Origin of the sequence: Flavobacterium algoris (assembly GCF_048158525.1) — a bacterium.
In the GTDB taxonomy this organism is placed as follows: domain Bacteria; phylum Bacteroidota; class Bacteroidia; order Flavobacteriales; family Flavobacteriaceae; genus Flavobacterium; species Flavobacterium algoris.
In genome coordinates this window covers 162733-178706 of sequence record NZ_JBLNKT010000005.1, presented here as the reverse complement: position 1 = coordinate 178706, position 15974 = coordinate 162733, and the positions used below count along the sequence as shown (strand labels likewise).

The following is a 15974-nucleotide window of genomic DNA, read 5'->3' as shown; positions in this document are numbered from 1 at the left end:
TTCTCTAACAATTTGAAGCTTTAAAGACATACTGTAATCGCGTTGGGTGCGTTTTACATAATTTATGTTTTCTTCCATAACGATCTTTTTTGTGTATCGCTATTTCAGGACGGGACAGAATTATAATATAAAAAGCATTGCTGAAAGGTAGTGTTTTTTATATTTAATAATAATTGTATTGATATACATGTTTAATTAAATATTCTATTTTACATAATATAAATTATAGTGCATTTTGTAACATTGAAATTTGATTCATTTAATAGTTAATTTATAACAAAAAAGAAACGAACGATATCATTAATTGTTCGTTTCTTTTTGTTTTAAATTCTAATTAAGTTAAACTACTGCGTCTACGATTATGTTAGCCTTTTCTATTACACTCTTTTTTGATGATTTATAAGTGGTATAACCATATAAAGTAACAACAGCCAAACAGATTAAAGGTAAAATAAACGAAAAATTTACTTCAGGAATAAATCCAAAAATTTTCAAATCTGAAAACCCAAGTCCTCCCCAATCTAATATACTTGCTTGCAATAATGGCATTAATGCTCCACCTACAATTGCCATAACCAAACCTGAAGATCCAATTTTAGCTTCATCTCCCATATCTTTTAAAGCAATCCCATAGATTGTAGGGAACATAATTGACATGAAAATTGATACTGAAATTAATGAAATCAATCCAGACATTCCTTGTAATAGTATCGCTCCAGATGCGCAAATCATTCCTCCAATACCAAAATATATTAGCATTTTTGAAGGATTTATATTTTTCATCATAGCTGTACCTATCCATCTGCCTGATAAAAATAATAACATTGCTCCAATATTGTAGTTTGTTGCAGTTATATGTAGCCCAAATGTATGATTGATATTATCAACATATTGGTACATAAAAGTCCAACATAAGATTTGTGCACCTACGTAAAATGCTTGCGCAATTACTCCATTTTTATAATTTTTGTTAGCCAATAATTTTTTGAATGATTCAGATATAGACATTTTTTCTTCATGAACCGTTTTTGGCATTTTAGTAAAGATGATGATAATCAAAATGGCTAATACAAAAATTCCTAATCCAATATAAGGAATACTAATAATATTTAAATCATGTTCTCTAATAGATGCTAATTCACCTGAAGATAAGGCTTTGAATGTTTCCGGCGTATAACTATTTGATTTTATGCTTCCAATAACCAATTGCTGTGCCAACACTAATCCTGTTATAGCTCCAATTGGATTGAATGCTTGAGCTAAATTTAAACGTTGTGTAGCCGTTTCGTTGTTACCTAAGAATAAAATTAAAGGATTTGATGTTGTCTCAAGAAAAGCTAAACCACAAGTAATTACCCAAAGTGAAACAAGAAAAAAAGTATAATTTTGATAATGAGCTGCAGGATAAAACAAAAAGGCTCCAGTTACATATAAAATAAGACCTAATATAATTCCTGATTTGTAACTGTATTTTCTAATAAAAAGTGCAGCTGGGAAAGCCATAAAAAAGTAACCAAAATAGAACGCCATTTGAACAAATGATGCCTGCAAATTGGAGAGTTCAGGCATTACCTTTTTAAAAGTAGATACCATCGGAGCTGTTAATTCATTTGCTATTCCCCACAGGGCAAATAATATGGTTATTATGATAAATTGAAAGACTAATTCTTTGCTGACTATGGGAATTTTTTTGAATTGATTCATGGTTAAGTTTAATTAATTGTTTGAAATGTGTTTGATTTTTTTACATCAGAATTAGTGTGTTCAAAACCACATAAAAAATCCTCTATTTCTGATTGCAGAATTATAGGATTGGCACCTTCGTTTTGAGCTACAATAGCGCCTACAGCACTGGCAAAATTAATGGCATATTGAGGATCTTCTCCATTGAGTAACATTATGATTAATGAAGCTAAAAAAGAATCCCCAGATCCCACCGTATCTACTACATTTACTTTGAATCCACAATTATGATAAAAGGTATCATTACAATACAATACCGCTCCATGAGATCCTAAAGTAACACATACTGTATCTGTATTGGTTTCCTTTGCAATAAATTTAATATTTTGCTCTAATGACTTTTTATTTGAATTTAAATCCTCGCAAATTTCATTCAACTCATCATCATTAAACTTTATAAAATCAGCGGCATGTAATAAATCCAAAACATTTTTCTTCGTATAATGTGGGGCTCTTAAATTGACATCAAATATTTTATATTTGGCAACAGCTAAAAGTTGTGCCAATGTATTTCTGGAAACTGAATCTCTAGAAGATAAACTTCCATAGACAAAAAAGTCAGCTTTTTCAACAATTGAAATATTCTCTTTTGAAGTTTCAATTTTGTCCCATGCTGAAGGATAATTAATATCATACGAAGCATTTCCTTTTTCATTCAAAATAACGTTGACCAACCCCGTAGGATAAGTATCTTTTACTTGAACAGCATCCGTGTTAATACCGGAAAGACTTAAATAATCTATTAACTCTTTCCCGTTTGCATCTTTCCCTACTCCACTGATAACGGAAACCTCCCCTCCTAGCGAATTTAGTCTTGAAGCAACATTTAGTGGCGCTCCACCAATTTTTTTGTGTTCCAAAAATACATCAAAAAGGATTTCTCCAAAACAAACACCCTTTAATTTCTTTTTCATTTTTTGTGTAAAACAATATATTTAGGTAATTAATTTTTAGTATCGTTTAATGATACCATTTATCGACCATTTTTCTCATGAACAAAAGGCTGCCTTTAGCAAGATCTTCTGAATTGTATTTAGAAGGTCTCCACAAAGATGTGGGGCCAACTAATGCTGAAATCTGTGAAGAAAAATTCTCCAAAACTAGCGGTCCTTGATAATTAATTTCTGCCAAAGCTTTGAAAAAATCATCCCAATGAACATTGCCTTCGCCAGTCATACCGCGATCACTTTCTGTTATGTGTACGTGTTTTAACCGTTTTCCTGCACGAATAATGGGGTCATAAAAACTCATCTCTTCAATATTCATATGAAAAGTATCCAGATGCAATCCAATATTATTTGCGCCAATAGCTTCAATCATATCCAAAACTTCATCTGCAGCTGTAAAAACATAACTTTCGTACCGATTAATGGGTTCGGGAGCAATCGTGATGTTACGTTTGTTCGCGTAATCTGCGACTTCCGTAAAAACTTGTTGAAGGATTATCTTTTCTTCTTTTGTACAAGGATTCCCCGTGAATGTTCCAATGGCGGAATGCAACACACCTCCTAAAAAATCCCCTTTCATCTCCGCCACTTTATCAAGTGCCATTTTAACAAGGGATAGCGCTTGTTCCGGATATAAAGGAATATGAGCGTTTGCAGGTAAATTCAACGTGCAACGACCTAAAATACCTTTATTATCAAGTTGTTTCTTTGTTGTTTTAGCATCGAAATCTAATGAAGCCGGTAAGATAATTTCAAGCATATCGAAACCATATTCCGCTGTTTTTTCTATTGCAAAACGACCACCTTCGGGACTCCATCCGGGGATAAATGATAAAATTGTTGTTCCAAAAATTGGCATATTTATATAATTTTAAATTAGTATGTTTTTAATTTAAAGCGATTCTATTGGTTTTTCTCAATTAATAATAATCCAGCATTATTTTTTTTTTTAAAAGTATAACTTTTTTAACCATAAAAGGAATATAAGGTCATTTAAGTTTTAGCTTAAAATATTGACTTATATGTCCTTATATTTCTTATATGGTTTAATTATTATTGTTATTGTTATACTGTTTTACAACACTTCAAATAGAAATATTTAAAACAACCACCATTCTGTTTTTACTCCAATATAAGAACCCCAACTTTTTTGGTTCACTTGTAAATACGTAGAATAATTATGATCTCGGGCGTAATCGTTGTAGTGAGCCAGCGTGTAAACAAGACGCAAATGGGGACGACTCCAAGGATCTTTTTTCCCTAATGGCACAATTGTGGGAGCAAAAGAAAATTTCTACATATTGGCTTCTGGATTATCGCCATCTTTTCGTACGGCATAATGTATTTCTTCAATTAAGTGCAGCCATTTCGTTACATAATAGAAACTTCTAAAACCCACTACAAAATCCGTTTTTTGATTATACAACTGGTTTCCGTTGAAATACTCGTCTGTATTTGTACTGGCCGAACCCCCCTTTGCTTTTTGTAAAAACACCATATCCATTGATACTGAATTTTTGCGAAAGGTTTAACAGAAAATGTTCCACCATTGTAAAGGAATACGCATTGCTATATTTTCCTTCCGAATCAGGCGCTCCATAAGTTGCCCAAGTAAAAGTATTTCCGTTATCGCCTCCATTTGCAATTCCGGAGCCATATCGAACCGAAAATTGATTGAACGAACCCGGTAAAGCTGTTTTAATTGGATTGTTGTATTTAATTCCTGCTACCCAACCGTTATCCGATGGATAATTTTTAGAAGCATTTTTTGAGTTGGCAGAAACATAATGAAATTCACCTAAAAGTTTAATTACATTCTGATTTTTCAAGTGAATGCTGTGTTCTCCAATCCAAACCATACGTTGGCGAATGGCAGGATTTGTTGCGCCTGCAACCGTAACTTGATAATTATAAGGGAAAACACCGGTTGAATCAGATGAAGCTGGCATCAACAGGGTCAGTTCAGTGTTTTTATGGCTTACGCCAAAACCTTGGGAGGAATGATCATCAAAATAAAAATAATCACTGATGTGAATGTCATCATAGCGACGAAAACGAGATCCCGCCCACGCCGACCATTTGCTTCCCATGATATTTCGGGCTTCGATATACGCTTCCGGAAGGATAAAAGTCAACCCATTATTAGAACGAGTGCTTACATTTCCTATAAATTGTCCGTTGGCAGAATACATTCCTAATCGCATCTGGAAGGTCACATTGGTACTGTCTTTTCCAATAATTTTTGGAGTGAAGTGTATGGCGGGTAATATATCGATATAGTCAACCTGTTCCATGCGTCCTCCTAATGAACCTTGACCGGAAAGATTCAATGGTTTCCACATATTCCCTTCGCCATTTGGAGAAAGTCCAACACCGATGCGGCCCGTTGTTCCCAATGAAAAATTTGAATTAGTTATAACCACTTGTGAATACGTATGTAAGAATGTTATTGAAAACAAAAGTGTGAAAAGTGCTTTTTGTATTAGGCGCATATTAAAATAATTAGTGTAAAAAGGTTGTTGAGTGTTTTAAAAAATTGATAAAATGTCCAGTAGATGTATTAAATAGTTTTTTTTAATGCTGCTGAAATGTTTGATCTCATGTTGATTTTGTTCCAAAAAAAAATAGTTTTCGATTTATAGTATCGATTTTAAATATTAAGCGTCATTTTGAATATTATTTTTCAAATGTATTATTTTTTTTTAATTTACAATAAAAAAAATTGAATAAATATTTAATATTGGTAAATAATAACCTAATAATGTGTTTTTTTAATAAATTAAAATTAATTTGTTTGAAATAACATAAAGAGTAATAGTGACGTTTAATTAAAAACAACAACGACATTGTGACCAATATATTATTGCAAATAAATCATTAGTTTTGTACTATTGAAAGTTGGGTGAAACAGTACAATCTAAAAAAAAATCTAATTATATTCTTTGTGATCTTATGATGCCTCTAATAATTCCAAATATATCTGTAGACTGTGTCGTTTTTGGGTTTGACGCCAATACAAAATCTCTAAACGTATTATTGATAAAACGCTATTTAGAATCAAAGGAAAATAACAAACCTTTGGTCGACGATTATGTTCTTACCGGCTATCATACATTCGAAAATGAAACTATAGACGAAACCGCCGCCAGAGTTTTGAAAGAGTTAACGGGACTTGATAATGTTTATAAAAAACAATTTAAAGTTTTTGGAGACCCAAATCGATTGATGAATGAAAAAGATGTTATTTGGGCCAAAAATGAAAATTTTAACCAACGGACGATAACCATAGCCTATTATTTTTTATTAAAAACGCAAGAAGTTACTTTAGAAAATAATCAACATAATCCGCAATGGTTTCCGGTAAATGATTTGCCGGAATTAGGATTTGATCACAAAGATATTATCAATGAAGCCTACGCTGATTTAAAGGAAAAAGCATTGTACAAACCTATTATTTTTGAACTTTTACCTGATAAATTTACTTTTAAAGAATTGCAGAATACCTATGAATCCATTCTAGGGAATGAAATTGATAATCGGAATTTTAGAAGAAAATTGCTAACCAAGAAATACATAATTGAATTAGATGAAAAACAAGTGGGGGTTTCAAAAAGACCTTCACAGCTTTTTATGTTTAGTAAAGATGTGTATCAAAAAATATATAAGGAAACCTTTTTAATCCATATTTAGATTGCTGTTCTTATTATCTAAATAGATATAAATAGCAAAAAAAAAACTATAAATCCTTCAAATCGGATAAGATTAAATGCGTTGTAGGCTCTCCATAAACTAAAAGCCGATCGATAAATTGTTGCAAGTGCAGTTGATCAATTAAAACAACTTTCATGAAAATATTATGAGTTCCCGTAATTCTATAGATTTCATGAATTTCAGGAAATTCATCCAAATGATCACTAAAAACTATAAGTTTTCCACTAAACAACTTGAACATAATAAAAACTTCTAAGCCAAAACCAAGTTTTTTATTATTGAGTTGAAGATTATAACCTTTAATAACCTCAGTGTCTTCTAATTTTTGAATGCGCTCTCTTACTGACGATGGAGAAAGCCCTATTTTTTTACCAATTTCTACAAATGAAGTTCTTGAATTAATTTTAAGACTTTCTATTATTTTTAAATCAAGTGTATCTACCATAAATAAAATTTTAATATAGGCAAAATTACATTTATATTGTGGAATAACAACATTAAATCCGTTGATTGCGTTTTAGTTTGACCGCGTGTTATTCTAATTTTGCAATATGGATATGATGTTATTATTGCTTACAATAGGAATTTTTACTGGTTTTTTTGTTCAAACTATTACTGGTTTTGCAGGTGCTTTAATCGCTTTGCCTTTTTTACTATTAGTTATGCCATTGTCAGATGCCATTGCCTATTTATCTATATTTTATTTTATATCAACTCCTATTCATGTATATAAAGAATGGAAATATATAGATAAACCACTTCTTAAAAAAATAGCTTTGTCTTCATTTATTGGTCTTATCGTAGGAATTGTAGTTTTAACGTACGGAAAACCGATGATTTTAAAAAAAGCCTTAGGTATTTTTATTATTTTATTTGTTTTAAACAGTTTAAGAACTAAAAAAGAAATACAATTAATATCAAAAATGAAATTTATATTAGGATTTTTAGGTGGGTTTTTCTCGGGTGTTTTTTCAACAGGAGGCCCACTATATGTTGTTCTTGTAAATAACGAAACTTCTGATGTAAAGACATTACGAGCCACTATGTTTGGTATTTTGGGTTTAGTGACATTGATGAGAATACCTGTTTTGGCATTTGAAGGTATTCTAACTTTAAATCAATTATGCAATGCTCTTTATGTTCTGCCCTTTTTTATATTGGCACTGGTATTGGGTAAAAAAGTATATTTAAAACTAAATGATGCTCTTTTAAAGAAAATTATGTTAGGGTTGCTTTTTCTGTCCGGAATTATGTTATTAATTAAAAATTAATTTGCTTCATTTCATGCAATCTTTTTTTGGAACAGTTTAAATTTATTGGATCTAACATTTGATTCGGCTCTTAATTATTTACCTTTGCAAAAAATTCAATTTTCATGACTAATTCCGAAATGACAAAAAAAAAATACATCAAATTAATATTAATTTTAGGTTCATTAACTGCACTTGGCCCATTTTCAATTGATATGTATTTGCCAGGTTTTGCCGGAATTGCAAAGGATTTGAATACTTCTGTAGCTAATGTTTCCATGACATTATCGAGTTATTTCATTGGGATTTCTGCGGGTCAATTGCTTTACGGACCATTATTAGACCGTTTTGGTAGAAAAAAACCTTTATTTATAGGATTGTTAGTTTACATTTTAGCTTCATTAGGTTGTGTATTTGTAACAGATATTGATACTTTCATTGGCTTACGTTTTATTCAGGCAATTGGCAGTTGTGCAGCGACTGTAGCTTCGGTTTCAATGGTTCGGGATTTATTTCCTGTGAAAGACATTCCTAAAGTATTCTCTTTATTGATGTTGGTTGTGGGGCTTTCACCAATGTTAGCGCCTACAGTTGGTGGTTATATCACAGAAGATTATGGTTGGCATACGGTCTTTTTTATATTAATGTGTATGGGTGTTTTGATTCTTTTGGCAGCTCAAATAGGCTTGCCAAACACCTTTAAACCCGACACTTCAATTTCATTAAAACCAAAACCTATTATTACAAATTTCATCAGTATTGTAAAAGAACCCCAGTTTTATACCTATGCTTTTACGGGAGCTATCGCTTTCTCCGGATTGTTTACGTATGTCGCCGCTTCCCCTATTTTATTTATGGATATTTTCAAAGTCGATGCTAAAACCTACGGATGGATTTTTGCTTTTATGTCGTTAAGTTTTATAGGTGCCAGTCAACTTAATTCATTATTATTAAGGAAATTCACCAGTGAGAAAATGATTTATGGGGCATTGATTACGCAATCAATTGTTAGTGTTTTATTCCTTATTTTGGCAATGAATGATCTTTTAGGTTTATATGAAACCATTGCTATGCTATTCTTATTTTTAGGTTGTTTAGGAATATCAAATCCAAATACAGCAGGGCTTACGCTTGCTCCTTTCTCCAGAAATGCAGGAAGTGCTTCGGCTTTAATGGGTGCTATTCAGTTAGGATTGGGAGCTTTGGCATCTTTTGCAGTGGGTGTTTTTGTAAAAGACTCTATGTTGCCTATGGTGGTGATTATGACTGTTACCACAATTCTGGCATTGATCATCTTGATTTTTGGAAAACGAACCATAAAAAAAACTATTGCAACTTCTCACGATGAAGGAATTGCAATAGTTCATTAATTATAGGTTTAATTTATTCTTTTTTTTCTGATTTTACTTTCTTATCCGGTCTGATAATCATACGTAAAGATTGATCTTTTGCAAAATAAGCAATCATCCAATTGAAGAATGTTTTTATCCTGTTGCGATACGTTATCAATGAAATGAGGTGAATAAATAACCATATCGCCCAAGCAAAAAATCCTTTAAAATGCATTTTGGGTTTAGGTAAATCAACGACTGCCTTGTTTTTTCCAATGATAGCCATAGATCCTTTATCATTATATTTAAAGGGTTTTAATGGCTTGCTCTGGTTCATTAACTTAAAGTTATTTGCCAAATTGATCCCTTGTTGAATGGCAACTTGCGCCACTTGCGGATGTCCATTTGGGAAATCGACATCTGTAAGTTGAATGCAAGTATCGCCTATAGCGTAGATATTTTCTGTGCCGTTAACTTTATTAAAAGCATCAGTGGCCATTCTTTTTCCGCGACCATAACTTTCAGCAGGAATTCCTTCGAAAATTTTTGCCGAAACTCCTGCAGCCCAAATTAAATTTTTGGTTTGAATTGTTTCCCCGTTACCAAAATATACCGTATCATCAATATAATCCACCACTGTAGTATTTAGTTTTACTACAACGCCTAATTTGGTTAGCGCTTCCAGTGTGTCTTCCTGTGAAGCTTTGCTCATTGGGGATAATACCGCATTAGCACCGTCAACGAGATAAATATTACTTGCTGTAGTACTTAATTCCGGATATTCTTTTAGCAAAATAGTTTTACGCATTTCAGCAAACATGCCCGAAACTTCAACACCTGTAGGACCACCTCCGGCAACTACAATGGTTAACAATTTTCTGCGTTCGCGAATGTCTTTGCAAATGGCTGCTTTTTCTAAGTTTTTCAACAAAGTATTGCGCATCACAATGGCGTCATTCAGCGTTTTCATCGGAATGGCATTTTTCTTTACGTTTTCCATTCCAAAATAGCTGGTTTCAGCTCCTGTTGCAAAAACCAAGTAATCGTATTCTAATTCCCCATTGTTGAGAATAATTTTATTTTCTGAAGGGTTTACTTTTAATAAGTTTCCCAGACGAAATTGCAGATTTTTTTTACCTGAAAAAAATTTTCGGAACGGATAACTGATACTGGAAGGTTCTAAAAAAGCGGTAGCAACCTGATAAATAAGCGGTGGAAAGAAATTATAATTGTTTTTATCAACGAGCGTTACATTAATTCCTTTTTCATTTACTAGTTCTTTAGCAAGATTTAATCCAGCAAATCCTCCTCCGATAATAACAATTTCCATATAATAATTTTGATATAGTTTTTATAAAAATAATTATTACAAAATTACATAAATTATAGAGGAGACTCGAATAATTAGTATTAAAAAAGGATTAAAAAAAAGCTATTTCACTAGTGTTTTCTGGTTTTTTCTATTTTATCCTCAACGAAAACGATAGCGTTGAAAAAGCTTGATAGTGTCTATTTTGTTTTTGTTAAACAGAAGTATTTTGTATTTTAAATATAAAATTTTCAAAACAGAATTTTTATAAAAAAACCATTGTATTACTTTTAAAGTGATTTCAATGGTTTTATAAATTGTCTATAGAAAAAAATAAATACTAGTTCTTTTTTAGTTTTTTAACAGGCTTTTCTAAAGGTTCGTTTTTGTTTTGAAGGATATAATTAGCCAATAATTTTTCAATTAATTCATCTTTAGTCAAATGATGAAAAACCGTTTTTATCTTTTCTTTTAATTCCGGGGCAACATCGTGATTGGGCTTGGTTTTAAAGATTTGTTTCGCCCACAATAAGGTATTATTTTCTTCGATGCTGGCAACAGTTGGTTTTTTAAATTCAATAAATTTTATTCCTAATTCTTTTTCGAAATCAGCAATTTCCAAGACTTCTTCGGGTTGTAAAACCGTTAACGAAAGTCCCTTTGCTCCTGCTCTTGCTGTTCTTCCGCTACGGTGAACGTACGCTTCGTAAACATCCGGTAAATGATAATTGACGACATAAGAAATTTCCTTTACGTCAATTCCTCTTGCGGCTAAATCAGTAGCGACTAGTATATTGATATGTCCTTCACGGAATTGCTCCATGATTCTATCCCGAATTCCTTGAGATAAACTGCCGTGTAATGCTCCAGATGAAAACCTGTTGATGGCTAAGTTTTTGGCTAATTTATTGACAGCGGCTTTGGTTTTACAAAAAATAATTCCGCGTTCGCCCTCTTTAGTATTTAAGAAATGCATCAAAACATCGAGTTTCTCAATTGGATCCACTACAATATATTCATGGTCAATACCTTGATTTCCTACTGTTTCCATGTTGGCACTAACTTGTACCACATTTTTGTTCAAGTAGTTCTGAATCAATTGTTTTATAGTTCCGGGCATCGTTGCCGAGAATAAAAAAGTTTTATGCGCTGGAGGTAATTCTGCTACAATTTCGTCTAAACCTTCTTTTAATATGGTCACCATTTCATCGGCTTCATCAAGTACGAGGAATTTGGTTTCCTTTAAGTTTATCGCTTTGCGCTGAATCAAATCAATTAGACGTCCGGGTGTTGCCACCACAATATGTGTAGGCAATGAAAGTCGTTCTATTTGTGGTTTGATTGGAATTCCACCGCAAGTTGCTGCAATAGAAACTTCGGGAAGGAATTTAGCAAACGATTCTAAATTCTTAAATATTTGTTGTCCCAATTCTCTCGTAGGAACAAGAATTACTGCTTGTATAACAGCTAAATTGGTGTCTATTAATTGTAAAATGGGTAATCCAAATGCCGCTGTTTTTCCAGTACCTGTTTTGGCAAGTCCAACCAAATCCGTTGCATTTGAAAGAAGCAACGGAATTGTTTTTTGCTGAATCTCTGTCGGTACAGCAAATTTCAATTCATTTATGGCTTTTAGTATTGGTGCTGAAATTCCTAAATCAGAGAATTGCTTTGGCATTTTTTTGGATTTTATAATTTTATAAAAAATTGTTTGGTAAACGTAATTTTTAGCCCCGATGGAAACGGTATCCTGTTGTGGCGGGGTTCGCCACAACAGATATAGTGTACAGCGGGATTAGCTCCTTAAAAAGAAAATTTTATTCTTCATCCGGTTCGTTCATGATTTTCTCCCGATATTTTTTCCCGGTTAACAAAACCAGTTTTAATTTGTAATCATCAACAAGCCACTCGCGGTAATTTTTACTGCATTGACTCAAACATTTAGAATAGCGCTTGATGCGACAATCAATATCATCATCTAACTGTTTTCCTAATGCCTTCGCTTCTTGCAAAGTCTCTGAATTATCCACACACATGGCGGCGTGCTGCTCTAACGATTTTTCCAGTACTTCTTTGGAACGCAAATTTAGTTTGATGATGAGTTTATGTTCTTCATCGACATCAAAAGTCACGACTTCAGTTTTACTGAATTTAGCGCGTAATTCCGGCGGCATATTGTATTTGAAATACAATTCAATTTCCGTATCATCACGTAAATTTTCAAGATAAAATTCAGGCGATTTAAAGATGTGTTGCCAGTTTACCGGTTCACTCCACAAGCCAAATCGTGCGGCATTATTTCCTAAATCGATTACATTAAAAATATCTTTATTAGGAAGTTTCCTGGAACCACGACCAATCATTTGATAATAAAGCGTCAATGATTTTGTCGCTCTATTTAGAATAATGGTTTCCACGGTAGGTTCATCAAAACCGGTGGTAAGAATCCCAACCGATGTTAAAATAGCATCAGGCGTATGTTTAAACCAATGTAAAATGTCTTTTCTTTCCTCGTTATTACTGGTATTGTCCAAGTGACGAATCGCATAACCGGCTTCTCTAAAAGTTTCATATACATATAAAGAGGTATTGATCCCATTGTTGAAAATCAAGGTTTTCTTGCCTAAAGATTTCTCGGTATAGGCATGCAATAATTTTTCTTGCATCGCCATATTCGTGTATAAATCATCCGATGATTTAACAGTATAATCCCCATTGATACCTACTTTTAAGGAAGTCAAACCTACATCATAACTATAGGTAATTGCTTTGGCCAAAAAGCCATTTGCAATCAAAGAACTAATAGTGTCTCCTACGATCAATTCATCGTAGCTTTCATGCATTGGCAACTTAATATTCGAACTTAAAGGCGTTGCGGTAACTCCTAATATAAAGGCATTTTTGAATGAGCTTAATAATTTTCTAAAGGAATTGTAATGCGCCTCATCGATGATTACCAATCCTACATTATCTAAATGTAATTTTTCGTCATTTATACGGTTTTTCAAAGTTTCCACCATGGCAACAAAACAAGAATAATCGTTTTGATCCGGAAGTTCTTTTACTTTACTGTTGATGATTTTGTTTTTTACGTCAAAACCCTTCAACATTTTTGAAGTTTGCTTACACAACTCAATTCGGTGGGTTAAAACAACCACTTTTTTATCGTGTTGGGATAAATAACGACGCACGATTTCCGAAAACACTACTGTTTTCCCACCACCAGTAGGCAATTGGTATAACAAATGGTGTTGCGGCGGAGCATTATCTATGCGTTCAAAGATGGCGTCAATATCACCTTTTTGATACGCATAAAGTTCTTTTTTGTCTTCGATTTCTATTTCTAAAGTGTTTTGGGACATTGCTTATTGTTGGATTTTTGCAAAAATACGCCTAAAAAACAGTTTAATTGTCAATTTTTAATTAAAAAAAAACGATTGTTTAAATAAAATTGAATTATGCAGCAAACTTAGTATTCAAATCGCTCTACAATTGCATTGAATTCGGGTTCATTGTACCATTTCTGTGTTATGGTTTCGTTATGAATTCCTATTATCCTTGCTTTGAAGTTATTTAATATTCCATTTGCAATCAAGAAAATGACTGCTTGTTCGAAGGAATTAAACATACTTTTGAAAAACAAGTCTTGTTTTATAATGTGTTCCGAGGAGAATGTTTGGGCAATTTCAATATTGTAGAGCATCACATCCCCAATTATAAAGGGATCCACTCCCAAAAGCGTGAAATGCTTGATGTATTTTTGGGCAACAGAACGTCTCATTTTTGGTTTGCTTCGTCTTCCTGCCTTTTTTAAAGGGTAATATTCATTTGAAATTTTGAGTTTGCATTCCTGCAAAAGTGTTTCTTCTTTTGGATTGAAAACAAAATTATAATAGACTTTTACGGGACTAAATTTCTCGTACAATTCGATAATCTGTTCTTCGAGTTGTTCTTTATTAAGTTCAGCTAAATATTTTTTTAAATCGCGTTTGCTCATTATCAAAGTTTAAGAATACAAAAGTAAATTACTTTAGGAACGAATACATCGTGAATCAATGATAATACTTAATTTTGGCATAAATAAATGGTTAAATCAGTTTTTCAAAACCTATTTTTTTACTTTTATACTCTAATTTAATTTTTATGCTTAGATTTTTTAAGATTGTTGCCATTCTCGAAGGGGTTTCTTATTTGGTTTTATTTTCAAATATGCTTATTGTAAAACCTACCAATTTAGTGCTATACAAAACACTGTTATTTCCAATAGGAATGGCTCACGGAGTGTTATTTATTACCTACATTATATTAGCAGTACTATTGAAATTTAAAGAAAATTGGGACTTTAAAAAATTTGGTATTATCGGTCTGGCATCAATAATTCCTTTTGGGACTTTTTACATGGAAAAGAAATACTTGAAAAATGTATAAATTCATAGAAAAAATATTCACTTTTCTATATCCTATATTACGGAAAATAGGATTTGGGAGTAGTTTTTCAAGCTACCTAAGTTTGGTTATAAATATTGCTATATTATGCGCAATTGCTTATGGTATATACATCGTTTTTAGACTTATTTTGGTCACCTTAATGATCGTTGTTGCCAAGAAAACAAAAACTAAGTTTGATGATTTATTGGTAACCAACAAAACGGCAAAATACATCGCCCATTTAATTCCGTTGCTATTTATTTACAAATCAGTTCCTATAATTTTAGACCGATTTGAATATTGGGAAGTATTTTTCGGGAAATTAGTTGGAATCTATATTGTCATATTAGTTTTATGGATTATCCGTACTGTTTTTAATGCGTTGAGAGATTATCTAAAACTAAAACCAAGATACAGCGACAAGCCCATCGATAGCTTTATTCAGGTTATCATGATTGTGCTTTGGATCGTTGGAATCACGGTTATAATTTCGAAGCTATTTGATATTGATCAAAAAGAACTACTGACCATTTTAGGAGCGGTTTCAGCGGTAATTATTTTGATTTTTAGAGATACAATTTTAGGATTTGTTTCGAGTGTCCAAGTATCTATAAATGACATGGTTCGCATTGGCGATTGGATTACAATGGATAAATTTGGAGCAGATGGTGATGTTATTGAAATTAATCTGGCTACTGTAAAAGTTCGAAATTTCGACAATACTACAACCACAATTCCTACGTATAGTTTAAGTTCGGATTCGTTTCAAAACTGGCGCGGCATGCTGAATTCTGATGGGAGACGCATCAAAAGACACATTCTTATCAAAGCAAGCGGTATTCGGTTTTTAGAAGAAGCAGAATTAAACGAATTAAAAAAAATCCAACTCATTTCGGATTATATTGATACTAGAAAATTAGAAATTGACACTTTTAATTCGAATAATAAAATCGACAAATCATTAGCCATAAATGGTCGAAATTTGACTAATTTAGGGCTGTTTAGAAAATACATTACTCAATATCTGCATCACTATCCAGGATTAAATAAAGACATGTTAATGCTTTGTCGCCAATTGCAATCTACTTCTCATGGCGTTCCCCTTGAAATTTATGCTTTTTCACATGACAAACGATTTGAAAATTATGAATACATCATGTCTGACATATTTGATCATATCATTGCTTCTGTAAAATATTTCGATTTGGAAATTTTTGAATCTAGCTATGAAAATGATTCCGCGGTTTAATAGTAA

16 protein-coding genes are annotated in these 15974 nt (G+C 32.5%); 5 read left to right on the top strand and 11 right to left on the bottom strand.

Translation table 11 applies throughout. From position 1 onward, the window contains the following. Nucleotides 1-339 precede the first annotated feature (339 nt). The 6 genes from fucP to ACM55I_RS04515 all read right to left on the bottom strand — a co-directional run bounded on the left by fucP (nucleotide 340) and on the right by ACM55I_RS04515 (nucleotide 5182). Entirely contained in the window at nucleotides 340-1704 is a 1365-nt protein-coding gene (gene fucP, locus ACM55I_RS04540) for an L-fucose:H+ symporter permease (RefSeq protein WP_416845584.1), read from the bottom strand. 8 nt (nucleotides 1705-1712) lie between these two features. Next, nucleotides 1713-2657: a carbohydrate kinase family protein gene (locus ACM55I_RS04535; protein ID WP_416845583.1), complete on the bottom strand. Its 945-nt coding sequence runs from the start codon at nucleotides 2655-2657 to the stop codon at nucleotides 1713-1715. A 46-nt stretch (nucleotides 2658-2703) separates the two neighbouring features. Continuing rightward, entirely contained in the window at nucleotides 2704-3549 is an 846-nt protein-coding gene (locus ACM55I_RS04530) for a sugar phosphate isomerase/epimerase family protein (RefSeq protein WP_416845582.1), read from the bottom strand. A 240-nt stretch (nucleotides 3550-3789) separates the two neighbouring features. Further along, the gene (locus tag ACM55I_RS04525) at nucleotides 3790-3960 is read right to left on the bottom strand and encodes a carbohydrate porin (RefSeq protein ID WP_416845581.1); all 171 of its coding nucleotides are present in this window, start codon (nucleotides 3958-3960) and stop codon (nucleotides 3790-3792) included. 24 nt (nucleotides 3961-3984) lie between these two features. Then, the gene (locus ACM55I_RS04520) at nucleotides 3985-4116 is read right to left on the bottom strand and encodes a hypothetical protein (RefSeq protein WP_416845580.1); all 132 of its coding nucleotides are present in this window, start codon (nucleotides 4114-4116) and stop codon (nucleotides 3985-3987) included. Continuing rightward, a complete protein-coding gene (locus ACM55I_RS04515) occupies nucleotides 4109-5182 on the bottom strand; it encodes a carbohydrate porin (protein ID WP_416845579.1) in 1074 nt (357 codons plus the stop codon). Before ACM55I_RS04515 ends, ACM55I_RS04520 begins: the two co-directional genes overlap by 8 nt. Nucleotides 5183-5642: 460 nt before the next feature. Here ACM55I_RS04515 and ACM55I_RS04510 point away from each other — a divergent pair, with 460 nt between their 5' ends. Then, complete coding sequence (locus tag ACM55I_RS04510; RefSeq protein WP_416845578.1) at nucleotides 5643-6380, top strand: NUDIX hydrolase; 738 nt, start codon at nucleotides 5643-5645, stop codon at nucleotides 6378-6380. A 46-nt stretch (nucleotides 6381-6426) separates the two neighbouring features. Here ACM55I_RS04510 and ACM55I_RS04505 read toward each other — a convergent pair whose 3' ends face one another. Next, nucleotides 6427-6846, bottom strand: a complete 420-nt coding sequence (locus ACM55I_RS04505; RefSeq protein WP_416845577.1) for an Lrp/AsnC family transcriptional regulator — start codon at nucleotides 6844-6846, stop codon at nucleotides 6427-6429. Between the two features lie 106 nt (nucleotides 6847-6952). Here ACM55I_RS04505 and ACM55I_RS04500 point away from each other — a divergent pair, with 106 nt between their 5' ends. Then, a complete protein-coding gene (locus ACM55I_RS04500; RefSeq protein ID WP_416845576.1) occupies nucleotides 6953-7672 on the top strand; it encodes a sulfite exporter TauE/SafE family protein in 720 nt (239 codons plus the stop codon). Between the two features lie 119 nt (nucleotides 7673-7791). Next, complete coding sequence (locus ACM55I_RS04495; protein WP_416845590.1) at nucleotides 7792-9021, top strand: multidrug effflux MFS transporter; 1230 nt, start codon at nucleotides 7792-7794, stop codon at nucleotides 9019-9021. 13 nt (nucleotides 9022-9034) lie between these two features. On the opposite strand, the gene ACM55I_RS04490 is transcribed toward ACM55I_RS04495, so the two are convergent. From ACM55I_RS04490 to ACM55I_RS04475, 4 genes are all read right to left on the bottom strand, one after another. Then, entirely contained in the window at nucleotides 9035-10312 is a 1278-nt protein-coding gene (locus ACM55I_RS04490) for an NAD(P)/FAD-dependent oxidoreductase (RefSeq protein ID WP_416845575.1), read from the bottom strand. 319 nt (nucleotides 10313-10631) lie between these two features. Further along, nucleotides 10632-11969: a DEAD/DEAH box helicase gene (locus ACM55I_RS04485; protein WP_416845574.1), complete on the bottom strand. Its 1338-nt coding sequence runs from the start codon at nucleotides 11967-11969 to the stop codon at nucleotides 10632-10634. Between the two features lie 139 nt (nucleotides 11970-12108). Then, nucleotides 12109-13653: a DEAD/DEAH box helicase gene (locus ACM55I_RS04480; protein WP_416845573.1), complete on the bottom strand. Its 1545-nt coding sequence runs from the start codon at nucleotides 13651-13653 to the stop codon at nucleotides 12109-12111. Between the two features lie 107 nt (nucleotides 13654-13760). Continuing rightward, a complete protein-coding gene (locus ACM55I_RS04475) occupies nucleotides 13761-14288 on the bottom strand; it encodes a DUF6155 family protein (protein WP_416845571.1) in 528 nt (175 codons plus the stop codon). Between the two features lie 146 nt (nucleotides 14289-14434). On the opposite strand from ACM55I_RS04475, the gene ACM55I_RS04470 reads away from it, so the two are divergent. Both ACM55I_RS04470 and ACM55I_RS04465 read left to right on the top strand, forming a co-directional pair. Further along, nucleotides 14435-14719, top strand: coding sequence for a DUF3817 domain-containing protein (locus ACM55I_RS04470; RefSeq protein WP_416845570.1), 285 nt, complete (start codon nucleotides 14435-14437; stop codon nucleotides 14717-14719). After that, nucleotides 14712-15968: a mechanosensitive ion channel family protein gene (locus ACM55I_RS04465; protein WP_416845569.1), complete on the top strand. Its 1257-nt coding sequence runs from the start codon at nucleotides 14712-14714 to the stop codon at nucleotides 15966-15968. The genes ACM55I_RS04470 and ACM55I_RS04465 overlap by 8 nt, the downstream gene beginning before the upstream one ends. The last annotated feature ends 6 nt before the right edge of the window (nucleotides 15969-15974 follow it).

Coding starts and splice junctions, on each gene's coding strand:
- ACM55I_RS04465 (WP_416845569.1), top strand. CDS start 14,712: ATGTATAAATTCATAGAAAAAATATTCACTTTTCTATATCCTATATTA.
- ACM55I_RS04515 (WP_416845579.1), bottom strand. CDS start 5,182: ATGCGCCTAATACAAAAAGCACTTTTCACACTTTTGTTTTCAATAACA.
- ACM55I_RS04490 (WP_416845575.1), bottom strand. CDS start 10,312: ATGGAAATTGTTATTATCGGAGGAGGATTTGCTGGATTAAATCTTGCT.
- ACM55I_RS04495 (WP_416845590.1), top strand. CDS start 7,792: ATGACAAAAAAAAAATACATCAAATTAATATTAATTTTAGGTTCATTA.
- ACM55I_RS04480 (WP_416845573.1), bottom strand. CDS start 13,653: ATGTCCCAAAACACTTTAGAAATAGAAATCGAAGACAAAAAAGAACTT.
- ACM55I_RS04470 (WP_416845570.1), top strand. CDS start 14,435: ATGCTTAGATTTTTTAAGATTGTTGCCATTCTCGAAGGGGTTTCTTAT.
- ACM55I_RS04530 (WP_416845582.1), bottom strand. CDS start 3,549: ATGCCAATTTTTGGAACAACAATTTTATCATTTATCCCCGGATGGAGT.
- ACM55I_RS04485 (WP_416845574.1), bottom strand. CDS start 11,969: ATGCCAAAGCAATTCTCTGATTTAGGAATTTCAGCACCAATACTAAAA.
- ACM55I_RS04510 (WP_416845578.1), top strand. CDS start 5,643: ATGATGCCTCTAATAATTCCAAATATATCTGTAGACTGTGTCGTTTTT.
- fucP (WP_416845584.1), bottom strand. CDS start 1,704: ATGAATCAATTCAAAAAAATTCCCATAGTCAGCAAAGAATTAGTCTTT.
- ACM55I_RS04475 (WP_416845571.1), bottom strand. CDS start 14,288: ATGAGCAAACGCGATTTAAAAAAATATTTAGCTGAACTTAATAAAGAA.
- ACM55I_RS04500 (WP_416845576.1), top strand. CDS start 6,953: ATGGATATGATGTTATTATTGCTTACAATAGGAATTTTTACTGGTTTT.
- ACM55I_RS04535 (WP_416845583.1), bottom strand. CDS start 2,657: ATGAAAAAGAAATTAAAGGGTGTTTGTTTTGGAGAAATCCTTTTTGAT.
- ACM55I_RS04505 (WP_416845577.1), bottom strand. CDS start 6,846: ATGGTAGATACACTTGATTTAAAAATAATAGAAAGTCTTAAAATTAAT.